Here is a 26,883-nt window from a genome sequence, read left to right as displayed (position 1 = left end):
TCATTATCGATGTGCGAATCAGCGATCGCTGGCATTCAGTTCAATGATTGCTCATTGTAACGCTCGTTTATTAATGGAATCCGAATAGATTGAAACGAAGTATCTTGCAAACCTCAAGCAGGGCATCGATCTTATCGCCATGCTAACTGTATTTGATGACGACGTTTTAACAGTTGAGGACGATCTCTACAACTAAATTGTCTGATTTATTGTGAGAGTAAAGAATTGAGGGTGTCCATACTGGGAATAAGCATTGCAGCCGAATTATTTCTGCGGGAAAAACAATCGAATAGGGGTAATAAATTCTCTGCGAATCCAGTTTGCCTTACTAATACAGCCGGATTCTCTGCTGGTGCTGTAGCCAAAAATCACCTAAGTATTAGGACAAAAAAGTGTCTAAATCCAGCCAGTCTAATCGTTCTCATTCAGGCAGCTATTCAGTGGGAGGATGTTTATTTTCGCTAGCTCGGATTTCGATTTCAGTCTGTGTTCTGATCGTTCTAGGTTTTTTGGGATTTGATCTCTGGTATCGAACCACACTAAAATCAAAACCCTTGCACGACCACCTTCGTGAGCAGTGGACAGAGATAGGACAACTCCTCTGGGATACCCGAAAGCCAGTCATGATCACAGAAGATGGCACCGCCACCATAGACGGCAAACCGATTCCGATCGCAGAGGTTGCGAATGCTTGTTTAGGTAACGTTTCTGCCTCTGCTCCTCCACCAGAAGCCTGGAAAGTCGTTGATAAAGGAGTTTTGCTGAAGCAGAGATCGGGGTATGGCATCACATCCCTGGCAAGGACACCCGATGGCAAAACCTTAATCAGCGGTGGCAAACAGCTAGACGTTTGGGATTTAACCACGAGAAAGTTAGTTCGCACCCTCAGCGGTCATCGAGGTTTTATCTATGCCGTTGCTCTTAGCCCAGATGGTCAAACGCTGGCAAGTGGTGATGATAAGGGCAGTCTTTTGCTGTGGAATTGGAAAACTGGACAAATTCAAAAAACGTTATCTCACGGTAAAACGATTGAGCAGTTGACCTATAGCCCAGATGGTAAAGCGCTATTTAGTGGCAGTCTACTTGGAAAAAATATTAAACAGTGGCACGTACAAACTGGACAAATTCTAAGAACCCTTACTCCTTCGATCGCCGTTCAAAAGATGGCGATTAGCTTGGATGGGCAAACAATGGCTGTCGCAGCGCAAGGCGCAAATGCTGTGGAAATCCTCAGCCTTGTAAGTGGAGAACGAGTTGACCTGTTAATCGCGGGTGGACAGCTTGAGTCGATCGCCTTTAGCCCAAATAGAAGAGTTCTAGCTTCTGCAAGCACGGGTCCTCAAGACATTCGACTCTGGGATATTCAAGAAGGACGACCTTTTATAAAAACCCCAATCAAAGAATTGAAAGGGCATGAAGGACAACCCTATGCGATCGCTTTTAGCCCCGATGCCAAAACTTTATTTGCAACAGCCGATGGAGCCAAGGGACAAGATTATGCCGTAACCGTTTGGAATGCTTGTACAGGCGAACTAATTCATCGCTTTGGTTCTCAAATCAAGGGACTCTCCATGGTGGTTAGCGCGGATGGCAAGACGATTGTTACCGGTGGGCGAAAAGGTGATATTCAAATGTGGCGCTTGTAGGTTGAGCAGTAAAGTGGTTATCGGAGCCGCCCCGATCGCAGAATGCTGACGATCAGCCAGAAGCCGAGAAAGCTGGCGGAGATAAATAAAGTGCTGCTGAGCCAAAAAAGTCGCCCGGTGCGATCGTTTGCCAGGATCAGCGCTGCGCCCATGATCATCGAGCCAACCACAATGCTGAAGGAAAGCCGATTGGCGGAATCATCTAAGCTGCGCCGGAGCAAGTCGAGATCTCGGATATCGAGTTTCCACTGGAGGGTTTCGGAGGTCACGCGATCGAGCAACATTTCAATTTGGCGAGGAGACTGCAAGCCTAAACTTTTTAAGTCTAAAGCGGTTCGCAATAGAGCCTGCATTGGGGCTTCTCCCACAAGCTGCCGCTGGAATAAATCGGTCATTAAGGGTTTGATTTGCTCGGTTAAGTTGAACTCTGGATCTAGCGTGCGGGCGACTCCCTCCAAATTTGCCAGGGTCTTAGCATACAGTCCCATATTGCCAGGAACGCGCAAATTGTTAGACCGGGCGCGCTGGAGAATTTCATAAAATAGCTGACTGAAGCTGATTTCGCTTAGGTTAAGGTTGTAGTAGCGACGCAACAGGCGATCGTAGTCGGCTTCTAGCCGCGCCATGTTGACGGGTTCAATCGGTTCTGCTAACTGGAGAGTCAGTTGGGCGCAGCGTTGAGCATCCAGGTTGACGATCGCCAGCATCATTTCGGTAAGTGCCTGCTGAGTGCGTGGGTCAAGCCGTCCCACCATGCCGCAGTCTAATAAAGCCAGTCGTCCATCGCTGAGATAAAACAAGTTACCAGGATGCGGATCGGCATGGAAAAAGCCATCAATATAAATCTGTTGAAAAAAGGCGCGAATCAGCAGATTGACGATCGCCTGTTCCTCTGCTTGGCGATCGCCCTTATATTCAATGCCTTGAAAGTCTCCCGTCAGCAGCGGCACTCCATCTAGCCATTCCAGCACCAGCAGTTTTTCAGTGGTCAAATCCCAATAGATTTCGGGCACCACTAGGCGATCGCTGTCAAACCAACGGCTGTCTGCCAAGTTTCGCCGTAGTTGATCAGTACACTCTGCTTCTTGGGAAAAATTCAATTCACCCCGTAGCGCCGTAGCAAATTCGTTTGCCAGTGCTTTTAAATCGTAATATTGCCCAACTTTTGTGAGGGAGGCGAGTTCTGCCAAACTGCGAATCAGAGTAATGTCTTGCTCGATCGTAATATCAATGCCGGGACGCTGCACCTTGAGAGCAACCTCGCGCCCATCTGCTAAGGTGGCACGATGGGTTTGGGCGATCGAGCCAGCCGCAACTGCTTCAGGGTTTATTTTGGCAAACACCACATCTAATGGATCTTGCACTTCCCGACGCAGCAGCATTTCTATCTCTTGCCATGCTACCGGAGGCACGTCAGCTTGCAGAGCGGTGAGTTCTTTCAGATAAGCTGGAGGCAATAAATCGGGTCGCGTACTCAGCAGTTGCCCTAATTTGACGTAGACCGGACCCAGTTCCGTCAAAATATTTCGCAAAACGGCAGGGGGCGGCAGTTGAGGTTCTTCCGCTTTGGTGCCCGATAATAGCCGACGCATATAGCCCCAGCCATTGCGGAGGACAACTTCGGCAATATCTCGTTGGCGAGAACTGGTTTTGGCAAGACGTAGAAACATGAGAAGCGCTAGGTTTAAGAGACCGTAGGTTTGACAGCAACCCCTCAACACTAGCAAGGATTAATGATTGTTGGATGATTGCTTTTAGTACAACACCGACATCATTTTTTTGCGATATTCCTTAGTTAAAAGATGGTCGTCGCCTAGCAGATCAAAGACTTTCAACATGGCTTTGCGAGCATCGTCCTTACGGTGGGCGCGATCCCCCCGGGAATCATGGCTTAGCAGTTCTAACAAAGTATCGAGTGCGGCTTGATGTTCATCGGCTAAGACCTGATGGGCTGCCGTTTGAAACGCGCTATCGCGATCGTCTGGGGTTTCAGGTTCCGTGGCAATCTGCTTAAAAAAGATCAGCGCTTTCAGCAATTTGATCTGAGAGGCATACTCTGGTTCGTGTTCAATCACCGCCAAAAGAGTTTGTGCCCGTTCTATTTGATTGGTTTCAATATAAAAGTTAGTGGCTTCTAAGATCACTCCACGATTATTAGGATGCTGCTCCAATAAGGTATTTAGTAATGATTCGGCAGTGCTAAGTTGATTGTCTGCGGCGGCATCATACACTTTTTGCATCAATACATCTAGTGTGGAAGTGATGTTTAACTGTGCCAATAGCTGCCGCAGATCAGGTTCAGCTAATGCACCAACAAAGCCCGGATTCACGGTGCCATCTGCCACAATCCGAACATCCGGTACGCCCTGTACGCCATAGGTTTGCGCCAAGTCAGGGTTTTCATCAATATCTACTTTTGCCAGCACAAAATCATACTCTTGCACCAGTTTTTCCAGCACAGGCTTGAGCAGTTGACACGGACCACACCATTGAGCGAAAAAATCAACCAGCACGATCTGTTCATTGGATTTCTCCAATACCTCAGTTGCAAAGTTTTCGCTGGTTGCCACAATTGAAGTACCCATAGTAATTAAATCTCATACAAACGTGTTTTGAAGTGGATTTTTTGAAGTGAATTATTCGCTTTTTGGGATGGTTTGATGATCCGCGATCGCCTGCCGAAAACCCAACACCACCAAAATATTCGACAAGGTGAGAAAAGACTCTGCGCTGCCGTGCAGCCAGTCTACATTTGCCAACTCTTTTCCATAGGCGACTTTGGCATAAATTCCAGCCGGAATGGTGACCGCAACAAACACCAAAAGCATATAAAACCCAATCAGCGCCAATCGCGGAGTTTGCTTTGAGCGAGTGAGAAACCACAAAAATCCCAGGTAAGGAAACAGCGATAGGGCAAATAAGCTCTCTTTGGATGGCATGGGCAGATTCGTGAAACAGTAGCAAAGTTTTCCACAGAAATCTCTATGGAAATTGTGCAGTGGATGTACGCCTATTGTATAGGGCTTAACCCAATCACCCCAAGCAAATCAGATCCAGGCAACAATCTGATCGGTGAGCAGGGAAAGTATGATGAAAGTGATGTATTGTGCAATCTCTAACTAAAGTAGATGACTTCCGCACTACCCAAAACCCTAACTATCCAAGAATTTCTGAAGTTGCCGAACCTTGAGGAGTCTCCTGCATGGGAATTCATCAACGGGCATCCTCTGCAAAAACCTATGCCTAAAGCGCGACATTCAATTTTACAGAAATGCCTCCTTAGCGCCATCGATGACACCAACGATTACACGGCATTGCCAGAATTTCGCTGTACCTTTGGGGGGCGTTCAGTTGTCCCGGATGTGGCGGTGATTGCTTGGAGCCAACTGCAATTTAATAGTCGTGGTGAACCAGAAGACGACTTTTTAGAAGCGCCTAGTTGGTCAATCGAAATTCTATCTCCCGATCAAAAAGCCACTCGCGTCATTGACAATTTGCTCCATTGTTTGCAGTATGGCTGTCAGCTTGGCTGGATGCTTGACCCCGATGATTACTCAATTTGGGTATTTCAACCTCAAAAAGTACCCGAAATCTATCGCGGAGATCGCGTACTGCCCGTGTTAACAAGGATTGATTTGACGATTACCGTAAACCAAATATTTGAATGGTTACAGGTACGCAGAGGTTAGAGAAACAAATTGTTGATGGATAGTGGAATGGAGGCGATCGAACTATCCGGTGTCAAGCTCAAGCTTTTATCGGACAAAGCGATTTATCTCAGTGATGTGAACAGCTTACTAGTCTCAGATGTGCATTTGGGCAAGTCTGAAACGTTCCAATCTGCCGGAATCCCCGTTTCCAATCGAGTGAATCAGGCAACCCTTCAACGACTCCAAACGTTATGCGAAACGTTTCAACCCGAAACACTATTTATATTAGGTGATTTGTTTCACTCTAACTTGGCTTTAGTCGATGAAGTGTTAGAGGGCTGGTTTCAATTTTTAGCCGCTACTCAAGTGGATGTGACGTTGATTCTAGGCAATCACGATCGCGCCCTTGTTTCAACTCTCAATCAGCTTTCAATCGAGTGCATCACCACAGCAATTCAGGTTGATACTGTGGTGCTAAGCCATGAACCGAGTCCTCAACCCGGTTGCCTAAATATTTGCGGTCACATCCATCCCTGTGTGCGGCTAAAAAGTAAGCTAGATAATTTGAGATTGCCTTGCTTTTATATAGACCACGCTCAAAATATGCTGATTTTGCCGTCGTTTGGCGAGTTTACAGGCAGTTATGAGATGCCGCTAACACGTACCTCGACAGCCTATGTCGTCGCTGGCGATCGCGTGATTGCCATCAACGGATAACCCCCGAAGCAGCCAAATTTATCGCCGATAGGGTGCGCCGTAAAAAGGATAGTTTTGACTGCCAAGGGGATAGCGAACAGGATAGATTGTTTGACGTGAATAGGGTTGCGGAAAGCGCGATCTCAAGGGCACAGATATTCCCCTGTAGGTTGAGTTTGAGTAAATAGGGGTAGGGTAATGGTAGGTTGGGACGGCTGGATACACAGGCACCGATTGTCTATAGGGTGCAGCAACATAGCGCGATCGATTTGAGGATGGGGAAGCAAGGTAGATCTGGATAGTAGCGCTCCTTGGAGTGACCTGAAGTACAGGCACTTGAGGCAAATATCGAGGCTGATATTGATATTGATATTGAGTTCGATATCGAGGTTGATATTGAGTTCGATATCGAGGTTGGTATTGAGGTTGATATTGGGGTTGATTAAGCCAGATCGGAGTAGTTTGTCCTGGGGTAGGAAAGCCAGTCAATAGCGCGATCGCGCCTCCGCCAATCATCCATCTTTTCATCGTTAAACTCCTTATATCTGATCATTTTTTGGGTTTCTTGATGGTAGATTTTGGCTCTGATTGCTGATTTTCATCTTCTGGCTCATTCCACTCACCCTCTACCTCTGCTGCTCTTAACTCAGCCCTGATCGGCACAGGGTAGGGGATGGTGGGTACGAGTTCTAACTGTCGCTGAGCCGTTTGGGTATCAACCTCTGTTTTAGCAGATTGGGCGACGGTTTGACCGTGACGGCGACGAGACACATTTTCCTCGCTGGTGTCTTCTGCGACCACTTCATACAGCAGCGCCAGTTTGTCAGGATTGTTCCCCTTTCGCAGCACTCGCCCTAGCCGCTGAATATGTTCGCGGGTGGAGCCAGTGCCCGATAACACGATCGCAACACTAGCATCGGGCACGTCTACTCCTTCATTCAACACACGAGAGGCAACTAAGCAGCGATAGTCACCTTGTTTGAACCGAGTCAAAATTTCGTGGCGCTCTTTCACGCCGGTTTGGTGGGTAATGGCGGGAATCAGAAATTCCTGGGAAATCCGATACACGGTGGCGTTGTCGTCGGTGAAAATTAGGGTGCGTTCTGGATAGTGAGTGGCAAGAAGATTGGCTAGCACCCGCAGTTTTCCTTCAGTGCCAAAGGCGATCGCTTTTGCCTGACGGTGTGCCAACATTGCCTTTCGTCCGGGTTTCGAGCAGGCGCTTGCCTGAACAAACCGCTGCCAGCCTTGGGTGCTGCTCAGATAGATATTGGCTTCTTGCAAAAAGGCATTGCGGGTTTGCATCAGGCGATCGTACCGTTCCCGTTCTTGGGGCGACAGATGCACTTTGATCTGCACCGCTTTATGTTTTGCTAACGCGCTGCCTGAAAGCTCTTCGGCGGTGCGGCGATAGAGTTCTGCCCCAATCAGAGTTTCTAAATCGGCGTGTTTGCCGTCGGTGCGCTCTGGGGTGGCGGTTAAACCGAGGCGATAGGGCGCGATCGCGTACTCGGCAATGACGCGGTTAAAATCGCTGGGCAAATGATGGCATTCATCAAATACCAGCAGCGCATATTGATTGCCCAGAGTTTCGGCGTTAATCGCGGCGCTGTCGTAAGTGGAAACCAAAATGGGAGTGCGATCGCGCGAACCACCGCCCAGCAAACCAATGTTGGCATCGGGAAAGGCGGCAACTAGATGGGCATACCACTGATGCATTAAATCTAATGTGGGTACTAAAATCAACGTGCTGCGCTGAGTTGCCTGCATTGCCAATTGCGCCAGATAAGTTTTTCCGGCGGCAGTGGGCAAGACGACTACACCCATTCGCCCCGCTTGCTTCCACGCTTCTAGCGCTTCCTGCTGATGGGGATAGGGTGCCATTTCCAGGCTGGGCACCAGTTCCACTTCTTGAAAGCCTTTGGCATTGTCGATCAGATCAACCTCTGCGGCTCGTAGCCCCAAAACTAAGCTGCGATATTGGCTTGCCGGAATCCGAAAGCGCTCGATGCGATCGTCCCACGTGGCATAGTCCAGCCATTCTTTTCCCTGGGGCGGCGGGTGCAAAATCAGGGTGCCGCGATCGTAAGATAGCGTCGGTTTTCGCGCCATTTAGCACCCTCTACGCATCAGGATCAATACCCAGCGATCGCAGTTGTTCAGCCAGTTGCGTTGCCCTAGCTTCTGCGGCTTCAGCCCGTTGACGTTCTGTTTCTGCCCGTTGGGATTCTGTTTCTGCTCGTTGGCTTTCTGCTTCTGCTCGTTGAGATTCTGTATCTGCACGTTCGCGTTCTTGGTTTGCCCGTTCTGCACCTGTCGGAATCACTGCTCCTGTTGCATCACACCAACGCAACCAACGATCGCGCTTGCCCTCAAACACACCGTCCCACAGCGTTAGTCCTAGACCTATTTCTTCAAACCAAGAGTCAGTCAGGGCTTGATAGCGGTTTGCCCGATTTTCAAATAGATACAAGTCGGTGCTGCCCAATTGATGCAAGGGATCAAACACCGCATAGTAGCCCACGCCCATGCGGGCATACTCTTGCAACTTGCGCCCTAATTCATTGCCTTCCCGATTGGAAACAATTTCAATTACGATATCGGGCGGTTTGCCAAATTCCCAAACGAAATAAGTGCGATTTTTCTTTTGCGTCCAGTCCTGTGGCACTTCTACATCCAAGCTGACGAAAACATCAGGCACTAGAGGCGGCTGTTTAATGGCATAAAACACCCCCACATTGGCAGCGGCTAAAAAGAGGCGATTGCCCAACACGCCCTCATTGCTATACAGCGAACCGGTGAGTAAACGCTGCTGTTTCTCAGAAATTAAATTATCCACAGGCAGATCATCCTCAATCACCAAATCAGCAATGTCTGGCGAGAGATCCAATTCAGTGGTTAGACCTTGGGACATAGGTACTGGTTTCCTGACTCAAATGCCATTCTAAGGCTATAGTAGCGGGTTTAAGCTCATATAGCATAAAGCAATGGAGAACCATGCCGTTTTTGATCTTGTTAAAAGCTGACTTTATTTTAAAGATGAGCGACAAAACAAAATTTGAAAAAGTCTCAGGACTGGCTCATACTAAGGTCTACGAGGCTTTGCGCGAGACAAGAAAAAACCAACAAACCATAGAGAGTTTTTAGTGAAAAACTACTCTGAAAGATACAATACAGGCACTTTAGCTGCGATGGGGAATCTTGCAAGCAATGACATCGAGCCAAATCAACATACGGGCGGCTGTTTCAGGCGATGAAGCGGTTCTTTTCAAGCTAATTCAAGCACTTGCAGAGTATGAAAATCTGACGGATCACGTAATGGGCAGTGAAGCGGCACTGCGATCGCATTTGTTTAGCGATCGCCCCTATGCGGAGGCTCTTTTTGCAGAAATCAATGATGCCGCCGTGGGATTTGCCTTATTTTTCTATAACTATTCTACCTTTCTGACCAAACCCGGCATTTATTTAGAGGATTTGTTTGTCCTGCCAGACTACCGCAGTCAGGGAATTGGTAAAGCGCTACTGATTCATCTGGCTCAACGGGCGATCGCCGAAGAGTGCGGACGATTAGAATGGAGTGTGCTGGATTGGAACGCACCTGCCATTGGTTTCTATCAGAAAATGGGGGCAACGATGCTTCCCGACTGGCGCATTTGTCGCGTGACGGGCGACGCATTAGGGCAAATGGCATTAGGAAAAAGGTTGAGTCTATGAAGGTCTATCGAATTCCAGTACTATCCGACAATTATGTGTTTCTGTTGCATGATGCGGAGGCAAGCAGTGCTGTCGTGGTCGATCCGGCGATCGCGGAACCTGTTTTGCAAAAGCTGGAGGAACTGGGAGCGTGGCTGGTGGCGATTTTCAACACCCATCACCACCATGATCATGTGGGCGGCAACACCAAATTATTACAGCACTTTCCTGAGGCGATCGTGTATGGTGGTGCAGAAGATCGGGGCAGAATTCCAGGGCAACAGGTGTTTTTGCAGGACGGCGATCGCGTTTCGTTTGCCAACCGCACGGCAGAAGTGTTGTTTGTTCCCGGTCATACTCGCGCCCATATTGCCTACTATTTTCCGCCAATAGCTCCCGGTGAAATGGGCGATCTATTTTGCGGTGATACGTTGTTTTCCGGTGGCTGCGGCAGATTATTTGAAGGCACCCCGATTCAAATGGTGCAATCTTTGGGCAAGCTGCGAACCCTCCCAGACAGCACTTATGTTTGGTGCGCCCATGAATACACGCTGAAAAACCTTCAGTTTGACTTAACGGTGGATCGCGGCAACCCAGATTTGCAACGACGATTGGTTGAGGTGCAGCAGATGCGCGATCGCCACGAAGCCACCATTCCTGCCAATCTGGGCATCGAAAAACGCATAAACCCTTTTCTCCGTTGGGATGCGCCCGAACTGCAAACCGCAACCCAATCCACCAATCCTATTCAAACCTTTGCTCGTCTACGCGGCATGAAAGACCACTTTTGAAGAATAGAGATTGAAATATAGAGATGTGATCGCGGGTTAAACTGACAGAAAACCGATGAGCAAATTTGAGCAAACCGAAAAACAGAAGATGTTGTCAGGAGAGTTATATCTGGCAACCGATCCTGAATTGATAGCAGAGAATAAACGCGCTAGTCGATTGCTTTACCAATATGCTCAAACCACCCTAGAAGAGCCGGAACTCCGCCAGCAAATTTTGCAAGATCTGTTTGGCAGGGTGGGCGAGGCTGCGACCATTGTGCCGCCGTTTCACTGTGATTATGGCAGCAATATTTTTATCGGAGATCGCTTCTATATGAACTACGGCGGGGTCATACTCGACTGCAACACCGTTCATATTGGCAACGATGTCCTCTGCGCTCCCTATGTGCAAATCTACACGGCAACCCATCCCACTGATCCAACTATTCGCCTAACTGGAAGAGAACTTGCCGCCCCCATCACCATCGGCAACACGGTTTGGCTCGGCGGCGGGGCGATCATCTGTCCTGGAGTCACGATTGGCGACAACACCACGATCGGAGCAGGCAGCGTAGTTACTAAAGATATTCCAGCGAATGCGATCGCGGTGGGAAATCCCTGCCGAGTGATTAAAACACTGGAAAAGTGATGAGTTCGGGATACGGGGTGCGGAGTACAAAGTTTTTGGTATCTTTTCCTCTCATCTGTTCCCTCTCACCTCTCGCGGCAATTCCGTGTATTCTGGGTTAGGAAGTTTTACAAAACGAATAGGAACGATCAGTGCTTGATCTAAAGCAGATCCGAGAAAATCCAGACCGAGTGCAAGAAAAGCTGAACCAGCGCAGCGGTAGCTATGATGTGCAGCCAATTTTGGAGCGCGATCGCCAGCAAAAAGAGCTAGAAAAAACCCGTTCCCAACTGCAAGCCCGCAGCAACGAAATCGGTAAACTGGTGGGTCAAAAGCTGAAAGCAAGCAGCAAACTTGATGATGTGGAAGTGGTTGCGTTAAAGAATGAAGGCAACCAGATTAAGGCACAACTAAGCGAACTGGAGCCACAAGAGAAAGAGTTAAAAGCCCAGATTGAAGCGCTGTTGCTGACTTTACCAAACCTACCTAGCGATACTACGCCGATTGGCGACAATGAAACCGAAAATGTAGAGATTCGCCGCTGGGGAGATGAGTATAAACTGCAAGCTGAAAAGCCTCTGCCCCATTGGGAAATTGCTGAAAAATTAGGCATTTTAAACAGCGATCGCGCCACTAAAATAGCCCAAAGTCGCTTTGTGGTGCTGCTGGGAGCCGGAGCTGCCTTAGAACGCGCTTTGATTTCTTTTATGCTCGATCGCCAAACTGCCGCAGGCTACACCGAAGTATTGTCGCCGCTCTTGGTGAATACTCAATCCCTCACTGCCACCGGACAACTGCCCAAATTTGCCGAAGAAAGCTTTCAGTGTAAAGACGATGACTTGTGGCTAATTCCTACGGCAGAAGTGCCCGTCACCAACCTCTATCGCGACGAAATCCTCGCAGCAGATGACTTGCCCATTCTCCACTGTGCCTACACGCCCTGTTTTCGACGAGAAGCGGGCAGCTATGGACGCGACACCCGTGGATTGATTCGTCTGCATCAATTTAACAAAGTGGAACTGGTGAAGCTGGTGAAGCCTGACACCTCTGAACAAGAACATCAAGCCTTAGTGCAAAACGCTGAGGCAATTCTGCAAGCCCTAAAACTTCCTTACCGCACCATTGAGCTTTGCACGGGTGATCTCGGTTTTGGTGCGGCTAAATGCTATGACTTGGAAGTGTGGCTACCTGCTGCCAATACCTATCGCGAAATTTCTAGCTGCTCTAACTTTGGAGATTTTCAGGCTCGACGGGGTAATATTCGCTTCAAGGAATCGGGGCAAAAAGGCACTCAGTTTGTCCATACACTCAACGGTTCTGGCTTGGCTGTAGGTCGGACGATGGCAGCGGTGCTAGAAAACTACCAGCAGCCCGATGGTTCAGTCCGCATCCCGGAAGTATTGCAGCCTTATCTTAACCGCGAAGTGCTTTGATTTTAGGATGGGCTTTTGCGATCGCCCGTGCGTCAATCCCAGAAAATCTCTACGCTTCGTCTTTGACTCACGACTGACTGACGATTATGAATTTTTGTAAGCTTACTTTGACCTATGTTGAGACAAGCTTGAGACAACCTTAAGAAGCATTGAAAAAATTCCCCTCATGGGATGTTGAGTGAACCCTCACTAGGATTACTGGAGATTAGCCCATGACTTCCACATCCACGAGACGAGATTCCACATCCATCGAACCAGATATTCAGCGCTACATTCCTGTTATTGGTGACATTTCTACTAAAAGCCCCCTAGCATATCAAGCCACTCGTGGGGTTGTCGAGGTTGTAAACATGGTGCAAATGGCGATCGCCGAGTCCTATATTAATGGGCTAGAAGTGCCTGACTCGGTTTTGCGATCGCTGTTTGATACCTGTATGCCCATCTTCTTCAAGTATTTCCCCTCTCTCCTTGCCCCCTACGAATGGGTTTTAGAAGAAACTGACCATGTGGCAGAAGGGTCTAGGGAGTTGATGAAGCTCCAATATGATTTGCCTCAAGGTATGTTGAATCGAATGCTGGGCAATGGGCAATTGATCTACCCAAAATACAGCATGGGACTCTGGGAAAAAGGGGCGCTTAATCTTGAGCAATCTCAGATGCATATGATTGACGACATCATTGAAAAGCTGGACATTCAAGATGGCGACAATATCTTAGATTTTGGCTGTGGTTGGGGCTGTGTTCCAAACTATATTTTGTCTAAGTTCCCCAATGTCAGGTTTACAGGATTGAATCTCAGCCATGAGCAATGTGAATACATGCGTCACAAGATGCAAGATCCTGCGAGCTATCTCAGTTCGGGTCGATTCACGCTGGTAGAAGGGGATCTGAATGAGGCTCGGTTTGAAGAAAAATTTGACAAAATTCTGTCCGTTGGCGTTTTTTGCCATGTAGGAAACTTAACCCACGCTTTTAGAAAGCTAGCTTCATTCTTAAAACCAGAGGGCAAATTTTTCCTGCATATCATTACAGTTCGCACTCCAAATAATATTTCCAGCGCTTACACCCACAAATACATCTTTCCTCACGGTCGCTACTGGAGCTTTGATACTGTTCCGACGTTCAACAAAGATTTCAAAACAGTGAATCGCTGGTATCTCAATGGCATGAACTACTCCAAAACGTTTGCAACCTGGTTGCAAAACTTTGATGATAGCTACAACGATGTCAAGCATCTAAACTATGGCATCGACCCGGCTAAGTTCCGGCGCATCTGGCGGTTTTATTTAATCTGGTTTGTTGCCAACTTTGCGAGTTGCGATGGCGAGATTAATGGCAACGGTCAGTTTTTGATGGTTCACGCCAATCGATAGACCGGAAAGCCGAGGAGCCGATAGGGAGAATATCCACAAAATAGGGGTAGATTTCATATCTGCCCCTTAAAAAAATTGTAGGTTGATGAATCAATGCTCGGCTGACGATCGCGATTCATCCAACGCGCAATGGGCGATCGCGAGGCTTAGTCGTGCCTTTTGAATTTCTGATAGTTGCTGCCACTCTGTTTGGGGAATTTGGTTGAGCAAGCTATCTACAGCATCCAAACCACTATTCCGCATGGGCTCCAGTAGCCGCGCCTGAACGTAAAGGTCTTCTTGACCCAAATTAATTGCCACTTCTTGAATACACTGCACCAGTTGATCTGCCAAGGACAACGATTGGGTAACTGCCTTGCGAGATTCTGCCACCAACTTTTGAGCTTGCACCGCGATCGATGCCAGTAACTCTTGGGGGATTCGAGCCGAAAACCGTTGAGCTAAAGAGGTTTGCACGCTAACTGTAGACCAGTGCTGATCGATCTGGGCAAAAAAGCTATTGGCGCGAGTGGAAATCTCTGATTCTTGCCAACCATCTAAGAAAGAAGCTGGCTCTGAATTTGCATAAAACTCTTCCGCATCAGGATCGCAGGGATTCCAGGGATAGGAAATTTTGGCACTCGGTAGGTCTTCCACCTGAACGGCATCGTCGGTGAAGGGCTGATCAGCCGTTCCAGTAAAACGAACTCCCTCGGCATGAAACAGCGAAATCAGCAGATCGCGATCGCCCTGTTCATTCTTGCCACTTCCTGAATCACCGGAACACATATGCTTTTCCATCACGGACTCCTGCATGCACTAACTAATGATCTGGTCTAACAATAGCTGCCAAACCCTGTACCAACTTACCTACATAGCGATCGCAACTCGTTTCGGAACTTCAATCAAGAATATCCTCGATCTGGCTAAACATCCGTCATTTGGCATAGAAACCTCTAAGCGTTTTGAGATACTGTTGCAGGGCGACCTTGATAGAGATCTAGCCCAACTTCGATCGCGCAAACTGCGGCAGTGATGGCGATGATCACCACAGGCGGTAGATTGGCACCCGAAATCGCCACAATAAATAATACGCCAGCCGCCCCTAATCGATGCTTGGTTCTAGCTTTGCACTTAAAAATGATCCCGGTACGGTGCAGGACTGCCAGCGAGAGAAAACACAGCGCCACCGAACCACAGATCAGCCAGCGCTCTGAGTTTGTTAAAAGCGTTCCATCTTTGGTCAGAATCACATGCTCCACGCCAATTCCGGTGGCGGCTAGTCCAATGACTAGGGGCAAATGGGAGTAGAACCAGAATTGAAACACGCGCAACCGACCCGACGCTTTTATCGCTCGAATGGATGAGCCATCCACATTGTCAAAATAAATCCACCAAAGGCTGAAGGCAGTAATAAAGCCAAATATCGCACTGAAAGCGCTGATGCCACTCCATTTCATTTCAGAAACGCCATTCACCACCGCAATAATTGCTTCCCCCAGCACAATGATGGTAAATAAACCAAATCGTTCTGGAAGATGCTCTAGATGCGGAGGCACGGCTGCTTGATGGCGTTGAGCCGTTAGGGGTGTTGCAAAATCAACCCCTAAGCCCACTGCCCACAAAGCAAACCGCAGGGGAATTGGCACAAAAGCAGAGATGATCCAAAGAACAGCCGCGATCGCAAACCCAATTGAATAATGGGTTGTTAACCCTCTTACTGAAGGAATGCACCAACCAGCCCACAAGTACTCCAGCACCAACACAATTCGCGCCGCTGCATAGGACAGGGCAAAACCAGGGGATGAATCATCTAACCCATGATGGACATTGATCGCGAGTGCTGCGATCGCCAACATTTGCACCCCCATCAACACGCGCCGAACCACCGTATCGGTATCAAAGCGATTGGCGTATAGCGTGGCACCAACCCACGCCCACCACAGCGGCACAAACAACGCCACAAAGCCCACAAAGCCCGTGAGGGAAACATCTTGACTCAAGTTATGGGCAACTTGCGACACCGCCACGACAAACACCAAGTCATAAAATAGTTCTAGCCAAGTAACGCGGCGGGTTTCGTCTTCTTCGCCACCCCGAAGCCGAGGCGGTTGCATCCAGGTAGTCATAGGTTGTTTAATTAAAATGAGCTTAGCAGTATATAGCAATTCTCAAATAACTGAGGTGCGGTTTCTCCTTGCGAACAAGGGACTTAAGCCCCTTGCCTATAACTCAACAGAGCAAGAAACGCTGTAATCATTAGATGGTCCTGTTTAGTTTTACTGAGATCCGAAGTAACTCGATGATGACACTTCGGGGAATAAGCCCTCACACCATTGGCAGTTTCATCCATAAAGCGAATCGTTGGTCGAGCGGCTCTAGACGCTGGCATAAGGATTGAATTGAGATCAACCCATACCCTGGTCTAGATAATCTATCGCTAGAGTGATTTTAGAAAGGTTAATTGTGCTCCAATCTGGCATCAAGCGCAGGGAGACTGCTTGCCACCATGCTGTTATGGCTGCTGTTACTGACTTGGCGATCGCTCGATAGCATGGCTAGGATACCAATCTAAGCCTCTACCATGTGGCAATGGAGCCTTTGAAAGTCTTAAGATGTCCGGCGATTTTCCAATTAACCGACTTTCAGTTTTCCCCATAAAAACAAGGGACACCAATCAGCATCCCTTGTTTTTAATCACATGATTCTAGAGATTAGGAACCCCTCTCTAGAGAGGTTTCAATTTGCTTAAACTCTTGTTCTAATCGATCTTTCATCTTCTGGGGCACGGGGCGATTAGGATAGGAACTATAGTGTCCTGCAAGAGAGTTTAAGGCAGTCCGCATTGTGGTGAAGGAGGGCAGTTTAGCCAAGGCTGCATCCCGGCGATAACGTGATGAAAAGTCGTTAATTAGCTGTTTCGCTTGAGTTTGAGAAGCAATTCTTTCTGGAGAATCCGCGGGCAGTTGAAGCGCTTCTCTCAAACTATTAACCACAGATACGGTATCTTGACGATAATCACCCGATAGAGTGGAGCCAGCGATCGCGGCTGAGCTACCCCCAAAACTAACGTAAAGAACCAGCACAAAAGCAAGTAAGCGAGACCAATAGCGCTTCATAGACATCCAGGGGATATTAAAACAACGTCTAAACTCTTCCCCTTTTGCCAGGGTATTCAGAGCCTTGTACTATCCTATCTTGATATGGGCAATCCTTGACCAACAGTGATTGAAATCCTGTGGAACAGCCCATGTAGACTATCTTGCTCACTGAAAAGCGATCGAATTTACTGATTGATCAGAATTTCCAGAAACCTTGGATGGGCTTAAATTGCTTAACCAAAACGACCACTGACGTATTCTTGAGTTGCCTTTTTCTTCGGACTCTGGAAGATTGCCTCGGTGCGATCGTATTCTTCAATAAATCCGGTTCGTTGTCCTTTTTCGTTGGCTTGAACGTTAAAAAAGGCAGTGTAATCGGAGGCGCGAGAAGCTTGCTGCATGTTGTGAGTCACGATTACCAGGGTGTAACGTTCCTTCAACTCCTGCATCAGGTCTTCAACTTTGAGGGTAGAGATCGGATCGAGAGCCGCGCAAGGCTCATCCATAAGAATCACTTCAGGTTGAACCGCTATCGCTCTGGCAATACACAGCCGCTGCTGCTGACCGCCCGACAAATCCGTTCCCATCGCCTTCAGTTTATCTTTGACATCATCCCAAAGCGCTGCCCCTTTGAGCGATCGCTCCACCAACTCATCCATATCCCCCTTGTACCCTAATAGGCGAGGACCAAAGGCAATGTTGTCATAGATCGTTTTTGGAAAAGGGTTTGGCTTCTGAAACACCATGCCAATTTGTCGCCGCACTTCCACCGCATCAATATTCGGCGCATACAAATCCTGACCGTGATACAAAATCTTGCCATCCAAGTGAAATGACTTGATCAGGTCATTCAATCGGTTGAAGCAGCGAAGCACGGTACTCTTACCGCATCCAGAAGGACCGATAAAAGCAGTGATTGCGTTTTTGGGAACATCCAGGTTCACTTCCTTCACGGCTAGGAAGTTCCCATAATAAATATTGACGTTTTCTGCGCGGAAGACGTTCTCAGTTTGAATGCTTTGATGAAGATTAGTGGTCATAGGTCAATGCCGGTAAGTAAAAGGGACTGGAATATACGACAAGTCAGCTATTGGAAGAATCTATGAGCGATCGCTAACGTTTGCGAGTCACCCAACGGGCTAGCAAGTTGGCAATCAACACTAACGACACCAAAACCAGGGCAGCAGACCAAGCAAGCTCTTGCCAGTTTGCAAAGGGCGTAATTGCAAAGTTGTAAACCAGCACCGACAACGTAGCTGTGGGTCGCCAAGGATCAAGGTTCCAGAAGTTGCTAAATAACGCCGTAAAGATGACAGGCGCAGTTTCTCCAGCCGCCCGTGCCACCGACAGAATGATCCCGGTGAGAATCGCTGGAATCGCGGCTGGCAGAAGCACTCTCAAAACCGTTTGATAGGTGGATGCCCCTAAGCCCACGGAAGCCTGACGAATATCATTGGGAACCGACTCAAATGCTTCAGTAGAAGTTCTGACAATCGTCGGCAGCATCAAGATTGCCAAGGCAAAACCCGCTGCGATCGCTGAGTAAGATCGAGTGGTGATCACGATTAAACCATAGGCGAACACGCCCATGACGATCGAGGGAACTCCACTCAACACGTTGGTCATAAAGTTGATTAGGTTCGCCAGTTTAGTGTCGCGCGCAAACTCAGAGAGATAAATAGACGCTAAAATCCCAAACGGGATACTAATCAGCGAGGCAATGCCAACGGTCATAAACGTCCCAAGGACTGCATTTCCGAATCCACCCGAATAAAACTGAGGAGAGTCACGGGGAAACGGTGGCGGCGGCAACTGGGTGAATAACAGAGGACCTAATCGAACAGCCCCTTTGGCGATCACATAATACAAGAGTGCAACCAATGGAATCAAAGCCAGAAGCGCACAAGCAAATACCAACCCCGTCATTACGTTGGAAAGAATCGTCTTAGATGATACGGTGCGCTCTAAGCTTCTGCCTTGGGTTAGGGATACCGGGAACTCTTGACTTGACATACTAACTTCTCGTGAATGCTTAACTTTAGTAACGTTTAGAACCCAGGCATCAGGGGGAGAACCCAAGGTTGAGAGATCTCCATTGGGTTAAAGCTTTTTCAGTTCAACTTTGTTAACCAGGATCTCAGCAAATATGTTGACTATCAGCGTTAGAACAAACAGGATCAACGCGGCATACATCAAAGATGCGACTTGGAGACCGGCTGCTTCCGCGAATTGATTCGCCAACAGTGCCGAAATCGTTGATCCCTGAGCAAACAGTGACGGAGATGGACGGTTGGCATTACCAATTAACATCGTGACTGCCATCGTTTCTCCCATAGCCCGACCCAACGCCAGCATCACTCCCCCAATAATTCCAGAAACCGCAGTCGGGATAATCACCTGGATTAGGGTTTCCCAACGAGTTGCACCCAGACCATAGGATGCTTGACGAAGTTCGGGAGCAACGCCCACCAGAGAGTCTCTGGAAATGGCGGCAATGATTGGCAGAATCATAATTGCCAGAATAATCGATGCGATGTAGATGCCTCGACCTGTGGGGGGGGTACTGAATAACGGAATCCAACCGAAGGTTTGGTGAATCCAGGTCATAGGACCTTGCAGGAAGGGAGCCAAGACGAAAATCCCCCACAAGCCATAAATTACGCTAGGAATTGCTGCCAACAGTTCCACCATAAACACGAGGGGCTGTTGAACCTTGGGCGGCAAAAAATCTTCACTCAAAATGATGGCAACACCGACCCCAACTGGAACTGCGATCAGCAAGGCGATAAATGCAGTCACCAAGGTGCCATAGATTTGAGTCCAGGCTCCATAGATGTCTTCTACGGGGTTCCAGCGAACCCCTGTAACAAAGTCGATGATGCCAAATTTTTGAATCGCCGGCAGCGCATCTCTAGCCACTTGAAAGGCGATCGCTAACAGCGTCACCCCGATACCAACGGCAAAAATTGTTGTTACCCACTTAAAACCACTGTCCACTTGGCGCGTTAGCTGGGTGCGCTTGTAGGACATACCCGAATTGTTGTCTACTGCTGGAGCCATAATCTTAAAGCGACGATGCTGAGAAAATTACTTGGTTTGAAGAACAATCATCCAGAGAAAATATGAACCGATTTGCAGAGCCTGCTTATGTATCCTCAGCCACTCCAGGCAGGTATCCCGGAGTGGCTGAGGGAGAGTGTTACTTCTCCTCAATGGTGTCAAGCTTGGCGTTAATATCGGTCACCAGAGCGTCAGGTAACGGAATAAATCCTAGCTCGGTTGCCGCAGCTTTGCCATCTTTCAAAGTCCATTTAAATAGCTCTTTGAGCGTTGTACCCTTGGGTGCGGGATAGTTTCCATAGAGCAAAACGTAGGTCAAGCTCACAATTGGATAAGCGCCTTTTCCAGCCGGATCGGGAACAGAAATCACAAATTGCTCATTGGGCTTTTCGCCCTCCAACGCCAAAGCAGCAGCTTCTGGTGTAGGAGCCACAAAGTCACCTGCTTTGTTCTGCAAAGCAGCCATATCTAGCTGATTTTCCCTGGCATAGGTAAACTCAACGTACCCGATCGCGCCAGGAGCTTGCTTAATCTGAGCCGTCACGCCCTCATTTCCTTTGGCACCCTGACCTGTGGGCCACTCAATGGATTTACCTGCACCCGGTTTCCAGCCAGGACAAGCTTTAGCTAGATGTTTAGTAAAGATTGCAGTCGTGCCACTGCCGTCTGAGCGAAAAACAAAGGTAATTGGTGTGCTAGGGAGTGTAGCGCCTGCATTATCTTTGACAATCTTAGGATCATTCCAGGTCTTGATTGAGCCGTCCGCGATGCCACAGTAGGTTGCGCGAGAAAGCTTCAAATCTTTAACGCCCTCAAGATTGTAGGCAAATACAATAAAAAGACCTGTGGTAGGAACTTGAATCAAGGTTCCCCGGTCTTTGGGAAACTTGGCGGCATCTGCCTCTTTAATCGGATCATCCGTCGCCCCAAAATCCACCGTTCCTGCTAGGAACTGGTTCACACCCGCACCACTCCCAATGGATTGGTAACTGACTTGTACATTCGGCTTGACCGTGCGGTATTCAGAAAACCAACGCTGGTAAAGCGAATTAGGGGCTGAAGCACCCGCACCACTGATAGAAATAGTGCCGCCGCCGCCCGTTGCAGGGCTGCTTCCAATCGGCGCACTGGGGGGAGCGCTGGGGGCACAGGAAGCCAGACCTGCGGCTAGCGCGATCGCAGACGCTGAGAGAACCCAGCGGCTTACCTTCACTAAGGGAACCATAACCTCGTCATCCTCACGTTGTAACCCCATCACATTACAACTCTTCAGTAAAGGGAAGGTTAAGCCGCCTATCTTTATGGCTAATCACTAGGGAAATACAAACGATAGAAATATGGAGACAGCCCTGAAGTTTAGGTGGGTTGCCAAAAAGTGCGAATCAATAGTTTGATTGCTTTTTATTAACAAAATAGAGTGAAATTCAGTGCGATCGCTGAATTGAAATACCCGATCAGTCAAAATGTAGTTCAAACCACATAAAGCCTGTGCGTGAAGTGGATAGTATCGGTTGCTAGGTTTCTGGCAATGTTTCTGACTCGCTTCATTCCTACTTTTACCCTTCCTTTTCAAAGCAGACAACTACAGTGACTCACGGAATTAGTAATCAACTGACACTCACCATTAATGGCGAACAGGTGTGCCTCAAAGATGCCGACCCAACGCGAACCCTGTTGGAATACTTGCGACACAGCGATCGCATGGGCACTAAGGAAGGCTGTGGCGATGGCGATTGTGGAGCCTGCACCGTGGCATTGATTGGCAAGGGGGCAGATGGCAAACCCCATTATCAAGCGGTCAACAGTTGCCTAATTCCCTTGGGCGCGATCGCTGATCGTGAAATTATCACCGTAGAAGGCGTGGCAAACGGACAACTGCATCCCGTCCAAGCCGCCATGGTGGAACTGGGTGGTTCCCAATGTGGCTATTGCACCCCTGGTTTCATCCTTAGTCTGTTTGCCGCCTATTACGATCGCGCGTTGGATGACATGGCGATTGAAGGGAACCTCTGCCGCTGTACGGGCTATCTGCCGATTCGTCGCGCTGCCCAACAGGTGGCAGCAGCTTATCCAAATGGAGCCAGCGATGCGTTCAGTCATGCCTTAGAACAGGCATCGGTTGAACTTCCGCCTGTCAATTATGGTGGTGGCGATCGCCAGTTTTACCGCCCCGTGCAGCTTGCTGAGGTGTTCACCTTACTGGAACAGCACCCTAACGCGACTTTGATAGCTGGAGCGACTGATTTAGGGCTAGAACTCAGTTGGCATCGGCAACAATATCCTGTACTGATCTCGTTGGAAGCCGTGGCAGAACTGCAAATTCTGGGACAAACCGCCGAGTCGGTTGAAATTGGTGCGGCGGTGCCCCTGAGCCACATTGAGGCCACATTGCAGGGCGTGTTTCCCAGTCTGGATGAAATGCTCCATTGGTTTGCGGCGCGCCAGGTGCGAAATCGGGCAACCTTGGGCGGCAATATTGGCACTGGATCTCCCATTGGCGACTTGCCACCCGTGCTGTTGTCCTTAGATGCAACCTTGCGACTTGCGAGTGCAACTGGCTCACGGGTTTTGCCCTTGGTGGAGTTTTTCAAGGGCTATCGCCAAACCGATTTGCAACCCGGCGAGGTGATTGTCTCGATTGTGATTCCGAAAGCGATCGCGCCTGGAGCGGTGCGGCGTTTGAGTCAATCCTACAAAATTGGCAAGCGCGGCACGGATGATATCAGTATTGCGGCGGCGGCATTCACGATTGATCTGGATGATCGCAATCAGATTCTTCATGCGCGGCTTGCCTATGGCGGTGTGGCAGCAATTCCGGCACGGGCGATCGCGGTGGAACAATTCCTCATCGGCAAACCCTGGAATAGTGCCACTGTGCAACAGGCAAAACCATTGCTAGAAGAGGCATTTACGCCCCTTAGCGATTTGCGCGGCAGTGCGGATTATCGCCAGCGACTGATCGTAAATTTATTTGAAAAATTCTTTGTTGAAATGAGCAGCGTTGCCAGTGGTTTAGAAGAGGTTCCGTCATGAATATGCCCAGCAAGCCGAATCGTAAACGCAGCCATGAAAGCGCGGAACATCACGTTAGCGGCAAAGCGGTATACACGGATGATCAGCGATCGCCCGCCGGAACGCTGTCGCTCTATCCAGTGCTATCTCCCTACGCCAACGCCAAAATTCTCAAAATTGATCCGCAACCTGCTTATAGCGTGGCTGGTGTCGTCACCGTGCTAACGGCGGCTGATGTCCCGGGTGAAAACAATACTGGTGTGATTGTCCACGATGAGCCACTGTTGCCGACGGAGGTCGTCAGCTATTGGGGGCAAGCAGTCGTGTGGGTTGTGGGTGAAACGGAAGACGCGGCAAGACAGGGCGCAGAAAAAGTGGTGGTGGAGTATGAACCGCAACCACCGATCGCCACCATTCCAGCGGCGATCGCAGCCAACAGTTTCCACAATCAGCCCCAAGTCTGCCGTCGGGGAGAGCCAGAAAATGCCTTGCTCACTGCCTCTCACGTCCTAGAAGGCGATCTAGAAATGAATGGGCAAGATCATTTTTATCTGGAAACCCAGACCAGTTGGGTGATTCCCGATGGGGAAGGCAACTATCAGGTCTATTGCTCGACCCAGCATCCCAGCGAAACCCAAGTGATTGTGGCACGGGTGCTGGGCATTGCGAACAATCGCGTGGTCGTCACTTGTTTAAGAATGGGCGGTGGTTTTGGCGGCAAAGAATCTCAGGCAAATCCACCCGCAGCGATTGCCGCGATCGCGGCTGATAAAACAGGTCGTCCCGTGCGAGTGCGCCTGCGACGACACCAGGACATGATCCTAACGGGCAAACGTCATGGGTTTTTAGGACAATACAAAGTGGGCTTTGATAGCGAGGGAAAGCTGCTTGCCTTAGATCTTGCCCTGTATGCCGATGGCGGTTGGAGCTTGGATCTATCACCTCCCGTGCTGCTCAGGGCGATGCTCCATGCGGATAATGCCTACTACATTCCCCATGTTGAAATTCGAGGGCAAATTACCAAAACTCACCGGGTTTCCAATACCGCATTTCGGGGCTTTGGCGGTCCTCAAGGAATGGTGATGATCGAGGAGATTTTGGATCGAATCGCGCGATCGCTAAATCTGCCGCCTGATGTTGTACGCGAACGCAATTTCTATCACGGCACAGGCGAAACCAACACCACATTCTATGGACAAGAAGTGCTGGACAACCGGATTGCGCGGGTCTGGAACGAAGCAAAAACTAATGCCCAGTATGCAGAACGGGCGATCGCCATTCAGCAATTTAACCAAGCAAATCCTCATAAAAAACGCGGCATTGCCATCACACCCGTTAAATTTGGTATCTCCTTTAACAAGGTGCAATATAACCAGGCAGGCGCATTACTTTTGGTCTATACCGATGGCAGCATCCAGCTAAACCACGGCGGCACGGAGATGGGGCAAGGGCTACATACCAAAATGCTGCAAGTAGCAGCGAAAACCCTGGGCGTAAACATCGATCGCTTCCGCCTCATGCCTACCAGTACCGACAAAGTGCCCAATACCTCGGCAACGGCGGCATCCAGCGGCGCAGATCTGAACGGGCAAGCGGTCAAAGATGCTTGCGAAACGCTGAAAAAACGACTGGCACCGATCGCCGCAAAACTACTCAATCTTGATACACCTGACGATTTGATATTCGAGGATGATTGGATCTATTCCCGCTCAAATCCCAGCGTTTCCATTCTGTTTAATGCAGTCGTCAGAGAGGCATACAGCGATCGCATCTCCCTCTCTGCCACCGGCTACTACCGCACCCCAGACATTCACTGGGATTATCAAACTAACCAAGGTAGACCGTTTTACTACTTTTCCTACGGAGCCGCCGTCAGTGAAGTGGAGATAGATGGCTTTACAGGCACCTTCAAACTGCGACAAGTCGATATTGTGCATGATGTGGGCGAGTCTCTAAATCCCTTAGTCGATCAAGGGCAGGTAGAAGGCGGCTTTGTCCAAGGATTAGGCTGGCTGACTATGGAAGAACTGGTTTGGGATGACCAAGCCAGACTCCGCACCTATGCCCCCAGTACCTACAAAATTCCCACCGTCAGCGAAATTCCAGAACACTTTAAAGTGCATCTGCTGGAACGAGCCTCCCAAGACGGCACCATTTACGGCAGTAAAGCGGTAGGAGAACCCCCCTTTATGTTGGCGTTTTCCGTGCGGGAAGCAATTCGGTCAGCAGTGGCAGCATTTGGCGATCGCCCCACCCAAGTCAGCCTCGCCATTCCCGCTACTCCCGAATCCACTTTACGCGCCATTGATCAGGTGCGATCGCTGTAGCCATACCCATCCAGGAATGTACAGAAAGTCTTGGTGTGCAACCTTGCTAACTGGCTTCACTGGTGGATTAAGATACGCCGTTTTTCGTGAAGAAACGATAAAGATTGAAATCCTGATTTGTTATTTTTTTCGCTCTTTACTTGGTATAGCGATGAGTCCCCTTTTAATTGATATAGATTTTCTTTAGGATTGATGACGCGACCCCGTAAGATAAGAGAGGCGTGACTGAACTGCACCACTGTGAAAGCACTTTCTCTTCTTGGCTCTACAGGTTCCATTGGCACTCAAACTTTAGACATTGCGGCTCAATATCCCGATCAGTTTCGGATTGTAGGGTTAGCGGCAGGACGCAATGTGGAGCTATTGGCACAGCAGGTGCGGCAATTTCGTCCGCTGATTGTGGCGATATCTGATGCAGATAAATTACCAGAACTAAAAGCTGCGATCGCCGATCTTTCGCCCCAGCCAATCTTGCTAGCGGGTCAAGAAGGCATAATTGAAGTAGCGCGGTGTGCGGAAGCGGATGTAGTGGTGACGGGCATTGTGGGTTGTGCCGGATTACTGCCGACGATCGCCGCCATCAAAGCTGGGAAAGATATCGCCCTCGCCAACAAAGAAACCTTGATTGCAGGCGCTCCGGTCGTGTTGCCCTTAGTCAAACAATATGGCGTGAAACTGCTCCCTGCTGATTCTGAGCATTCGGCGATTTTTCAATGTCTGCAAGGAGTCCCCAAAAGCGGATTGCGGCGAATTTTGTTAACTGCTTCTGGCGGCTCGTTTCGCGACCTACCCACAGAAAAATTGGCGCAAGTAACGGTTGCCGATGCCCTTAAACATCCCAACTGGACAATGGGGCGCAAAATCACCATTGACTCTGCCACGCTGATGAACAAAGGGCTGGAAGTGATTGAAGCCCATTACCTGTTTGGCGTGGACTATGACCAAATCGCGATCGTCATTCATCCCCAAAGCATTATCCACTCCCTGATTGAACTGGAAGATACCTCAGTGTTGGCACAACTCGGTTGGGCAGATATGCGCTTGCCATTACTCTATGCGCTTTCCTATCCCGATCGCATTGCCACCAACTGGGAGCCGCTTGATCTTGTCAAAATTGGCAGCCTTACCTTCCGTGAACCTGATCATGAAAAATATCCCTGTATGCAACTTGCCTACGCCGCCGGACGGGCAGGGGGTTGTATGCCTGCGGTGCTAAATGCCGCCAATGAACAAGCCGTCGCCCTATTTTTAGAGGAAAAAATTCGCTTTTTGGATATTCCCCGATTGATTGAGCAAACCTGCGATCGCTACCAATCCCAAAATCGCTCCGATCCTAGCCTGGAAGATATCCTCGCTGCGGACGACTGGGCACGACAATCCGTTACAACTGCCAGCCAACCCCTCATTACTGCCCATTAACCTACACGGAAAGAAATAGCTAAGATATTGAGCGATAGATCTATTCTCAAGAGAAACTAATATGCGGCAGCCAGATTTAGACTCTCAGCAGAGCCT

Annotated in this window: 24 protein-coding genes; 11 read left to right on the top strand and 13 right to left on the bottom strand. The window is 49.0% G+C overall.

What is annotated here, in order from left to right; all coding sequences use genetic code 11:
* Window positions 1-554: 554 nt before the first annotated feature.
* Window positions 555-1,646 carry a WD40 repeat domain-containing protein gene (locus AC1S5B_RS11020; RefSeq protein ID WP_482035725.1) on the top strand — a complete coding sequence of 364 codons (1,092 nt, stop codon included), beginning with the start codon at window positions 555-557 and terminating at the stop codon, window positions 1,644-1,646.
* A 17-nt stretch (window positions 1,647-1,663) separates the two neighbouring features.
* On the opposite strand, the gene AC1S5B_RS11015 is transcribed toward AC1S5B_RS11020, so the two are convergent.
* From AC1S5B_RS11015 to AC1S5B_RS11005, 3 genes are all read right to left on the bottom strand, one after another.
* The gene (locus AC1S5B_RS11015) at window positions 1,664-3,316 is read right to left on the bottom strand and encodes an ABC1 kinase family protein (RefSeq protein ID WP_482035724.1); all 1,653 of its coding nucleotides are present in this window, start codon (window positions 3,314-3,316) and stop codon (window positions 1,664-1,666) included.
* A gap of 84 nt (window positions 3,317-3,400) precedes the next feature.
* Window positions 3,401-4,231 (bottom strand): tetratricopeptide repeat protein, encoded by an 831-nt coding sequence (locus AC1S5B_RS11010; RefSeq protein WP_482035723.1) that lies wholly within the window; start codon window positions 4,229-4,231, stop codon window positions 3,401-3,403.
* A 51-nt stretch (window positions 4,232-4,282) separates the two neighbouring features.
* Window positions 4,283-4,585 carry a DUF3593 domain-containing protein gene (locus AC1S5B_RS11005; RefSeq protein WP_482035722.1) on the bottom strand — a complete coding sequence of 101 codons (303 nt, stop codon included), beginning with the start codon at window positions 4,583-4,585 and terminating at the stop codon, window positions 4,283-4,285.
* 189 nt (window positions 4,586-4,774) lie between these two features.
* Between AC1S5B_RS11005 and AC1S5B_RS11000 the strand changes: the two genes are divergently transcribed.
* Together AC1S5B_RS11000 and pdeM are read left to right on the top strand one after the other, a co-directional pair.
* A complete protein-coding gene (locus AC1S5B_RS11000) occupies window positions 4,775-5,335 on the top strand; it encodes a Uma2 family endonuclease (protein ID WP_482035721.1) in 561 nt (186 codons plus the stop codon).
* Between the two features lie 15 nt (window positions 5,336-5,350).
* Complete coding sequence (gene pdeM / locus AC1S5B_RS10995; RefSeq protein WP_482035720.1) at window positions 5,351-6,013, top strand: ligase-associated DNA damage response endonuclease PdeM; 663 nt, start codon at window positions 5,351-5,353, stop codon at window positions 6,011-6,013.
* 18 nt (window positions 6,014-6,031) lie between these two features.
* On the opposite strand, the gene AC1S5B_RS10990 is transcribed toward pdeM, so the two are convergent.
* The 3 genes from AC1S5B_RS10990 to AC1S5B_RS10980 are packed head-to-tail and all read right to left on the bottom strand — an operon-like array spanning window position 6,032 to window position 8,906.
* Entirely contained in the window at window positions 6,032-6,520 is a 489-nt protein-coding gene (locus tag AC1S5B_RS10990; RefSeq protein WP_482035719.1) for a hypothetical protein, read from the bottom strand.
* A gap of 21 nt (window positions 6,521-6,541) precedes the next feature.
* On the bottom strand, window positions 6,542-8,104 hold the full coding sequence (locus AC1S5B_RS10985) for a DEAD/DEAH box helicase (protein ID WP_482035718.1): 1,563 nt from the start codon (window positions 8,102-8,104) through the stop codon (window positions 6,542-6,544).
* Between the two features lie 10 nt (window positions 8,105-8,114).
* A complete protein-coding gene (locus AC1S5B_RS10980) occupies window positions 8,115-8,906 on the bottom strand; it encodes a Uma2 family endonuclease (RefSeq protein WP_482035717.1) in 792 nt (263 codons plus the stop codon).
* Between the two features lie 296 nt (window positions 8,907-9,202).
* On the opposite strand from AC1S5B_RS10980, the gene AC1S5B_RS10975 reads away from it, so the two are divergent.
* The 5 genes from AC1S5B_RS10975 to AC1S5B_RS10955 all read left to right on the top strand — a co-directional run bounded on the left by AC1S5B_RS10975 (window position 9,203) and on the right by AC1S5B_RS10955 (window position 13,889).
* Window positions 9,203-9,706 (top strand): N-acetyltransferase family protein, encoded by a 504-nt coding sequence (locus tag AC1S5B_RS10975; RefSeq protein WP_482035716.1) that lies wholly within the window; start codon window positions 9,203-9,205, stop codon window positions 9,704-9,706.
* Window positions 9,703-10,476, top strand: coding sequence for a hydroxyacylglutathione hydrolase (gloB, locus tag AC1S5B_RS10970; RefSeq protein ID WP_482035715.1), 774 nt, complete (start codon window positions 9,703-9,705; stop codon window positions 10,474-10,476). The genes AC1S5B_RS10975 and gloB overlap by 4 nt, the downstream gene beginning before the upstream one ends.
* Window positions 10,477-10,531: 55 nt before the next feature.
* The gene (locus AC1S5B_RS10965) at window positions 10,532-11,104 is read left to right on the top strand and encodes a sugar O-acetyltransferase (protein ID WP_482035714.1); all 573 of its coding nucleotides are present in this window, start codon (window positions 10,532-10,534) and stop codon (window positions 11,102-11,104) included.
* 131 nt (window positions 11,105-11,235) lie between these two features.
* The gene (gene serS, locus AC1S5B_RS10960) at window positions 11,236-12,516 is read left to right on the top strand and encodes a serine--tRNA ligase (protein ID WP_482035713.1); all 1,281 of its coding nucleotides are present in this window, start codon (window positions 11,236-11,238) and stop codon (window positions 12,514-12,516) included.
* A gap of 212 nt (window positions 12,517-12,728) precedes the next feature.
* Window positions 12,729-13,889, top strand: a complete 1,161-nt coding sequence (locus AC1S5B_RS10955; RefSeq protein WP_482035712.1) for an SAM-dependent methyltransferase — start codon at window positions 12,729-12,731, stop codon at window positions 13,887-13,889.
* A 90-nt stretch (window positions 13,890-13,979) separates the two neighbouring features.
* Here AC1S5B_RS10955 and AC1S5B_RS10950 read toward each other — a convergent pair whose 3' ends face one another.
* The 7 genes from AC1S5B_RS10950 to pstS all read right to left on the bottom strand — a co-directional run bounded on the left by AC1S5B_RS10950 (window position 13,980) and on the right by pstS (window position 21,284).
* Window positions 13,980-14,669, bottom strand: coding sequence for a hypothetical protein (locus AC1S5B_RS10950; protein WP_482035711.1), 690 nt, complete (start codon window positions 14,667-14,669; stop codon window positions 13,980-13,982).
* A gap of 155 nt (window positions 14,670-14,824) precedes the next feature.
* The gene (locus tag AC1S5B_RS10945; RefSeq protein WP_482035710.1) at window positions 14,825-15,997 is read right to left on the bottom strand and encodes a low temperature requirement protein A; all 1,173 of its coding nucleotides are present in this window, start codon (window positions 15,995-15,997) and stop codon (window positions 14,825-14,827) included.
* A gap of 585 nt (window positions 15,998-16,582) precedes the next feature.
* Window positions 16,583-16,987, bottom strand: coding sequence for a photosystem II protein Psb27 (gene psb27, locus AC1S5B_RS10940; RefSeq protein WP_482035709.1), 405 nt, complete (start codon window positions 16,985-16,987; stop codon window positions 16,583-16,585).
* A 215-nt stretch (window positions 16,988-17,202) separates the two neighbouring features.
* The gene (gene pstB / locus AC1S5B_RS10935) at window positions 17,203-18,009 is read right to left on the bottom strand and encodes a phosphate ABC transporter ATP-binding protein PstB (RefSeq protein WP_482035708.1); all 807 of its coding nucleotides are present in this window, start codon (window positions 18,007-18,009) and stop codon (window positions 17,203-17,205) included.
* A 73-nt stretch (window positions 18,010-18,082) separates the two neighbouring features.
* Window positions 18,083-18,982, bottom strand: coding sequence for a phosphate ABC transporter permease PstA (pstA, locus tag AC1S5B_RS10930; protein WP_482035707.1), 900 nt, complete (start codon window positions 18,980-18,982; stop codon window positions 18,083-18,085).
* 87 nt (window positions 18,983-19,069) lie between these two features.
* Window positions 19,070-20,029: a phosphate ABC transporter permease subunit PstC gene (gene pstC / locus AC1S5B_RS10925; RefSeq protein WP_482035706.1), complete on the bottom strand. Its 960-nt coding sequence runs from the start codon at window positions 20,027-20,029 to the stop codon at window positions 19,070-19,072.
* A 139-nt stretch (window positions 20,030-20,168) separates the two neighbouring features.
* Window positions 20,169-21,284: a phosphate ABC transporter substrate-binding protein PstS gene (gene pstS / locus AC1S5B_RS10920; protein ID WP_482035705.1), complete on the bottom strand. Its 1,116-nt coding sequence runs from the start codon at window positions 21,282-21,284 to the stop codon at window positions 20,169-20,171.
* A 332-nt stretch (window positions 21,285-21,616) separates the two neighbouring features.
* Here pstS and xdhA point away from each other — a divergent pair, with 332 nt between their 5' ends.
* From xdhA to dxr, 3 genes are all read left to right on the top strand, one after another.
* Window positions 21,617-23,062, top strand: a complete 1,446-nt coding sequence (gene xdhA, locus AC1S5B_RS10915) for a xanthine dehydrogenase small subunit (RefSeq protein WP_482035704.1) — start codon at window positions 21,617-21,619, stop codon at window positions 23,060-23,062.
* Window positions 23,059-25,368 (top strand): xanthine dehydrogenase molybdopterin binding subunit, encoded by a 2,310-nt coding sequence (xdhB, locus tag AC1S5B_RS10910; RefSeq protein WP_482035703.1) that lies wholly within the window; start codon window positions 23,059-23,061, stop codon window positions 25,366-25,368. Before xdhA ends, xdhB begins: the two co-directional genes overlap by 4 nt.
* Window positions 25,369-25,608: 240 nt before the next feature.
* A complete protein-coding gene (dxr, locus tag AC1S5B_RS10905) occupies window positions 25,609-26,787 on the top strand; it encodes a 1-deoxy-D-xylulose-5-phosphate reductoisomerase (protein WP_482035702.1) in 1,179 nt (392 codons plus the stop codon).
* The last annotated feature ends 96 nt before the right edge of the window (window positions 26,788-26,883 follow it).

Source organism: Leptolyngbya sp. CALU 1928 (assembly GCF_056784215.1).
The sequence above is the reverse complement of the archived record's forward strand: the minus strand, read 5'-3'. Positions and strand labels throughout refer to the sequence as shown.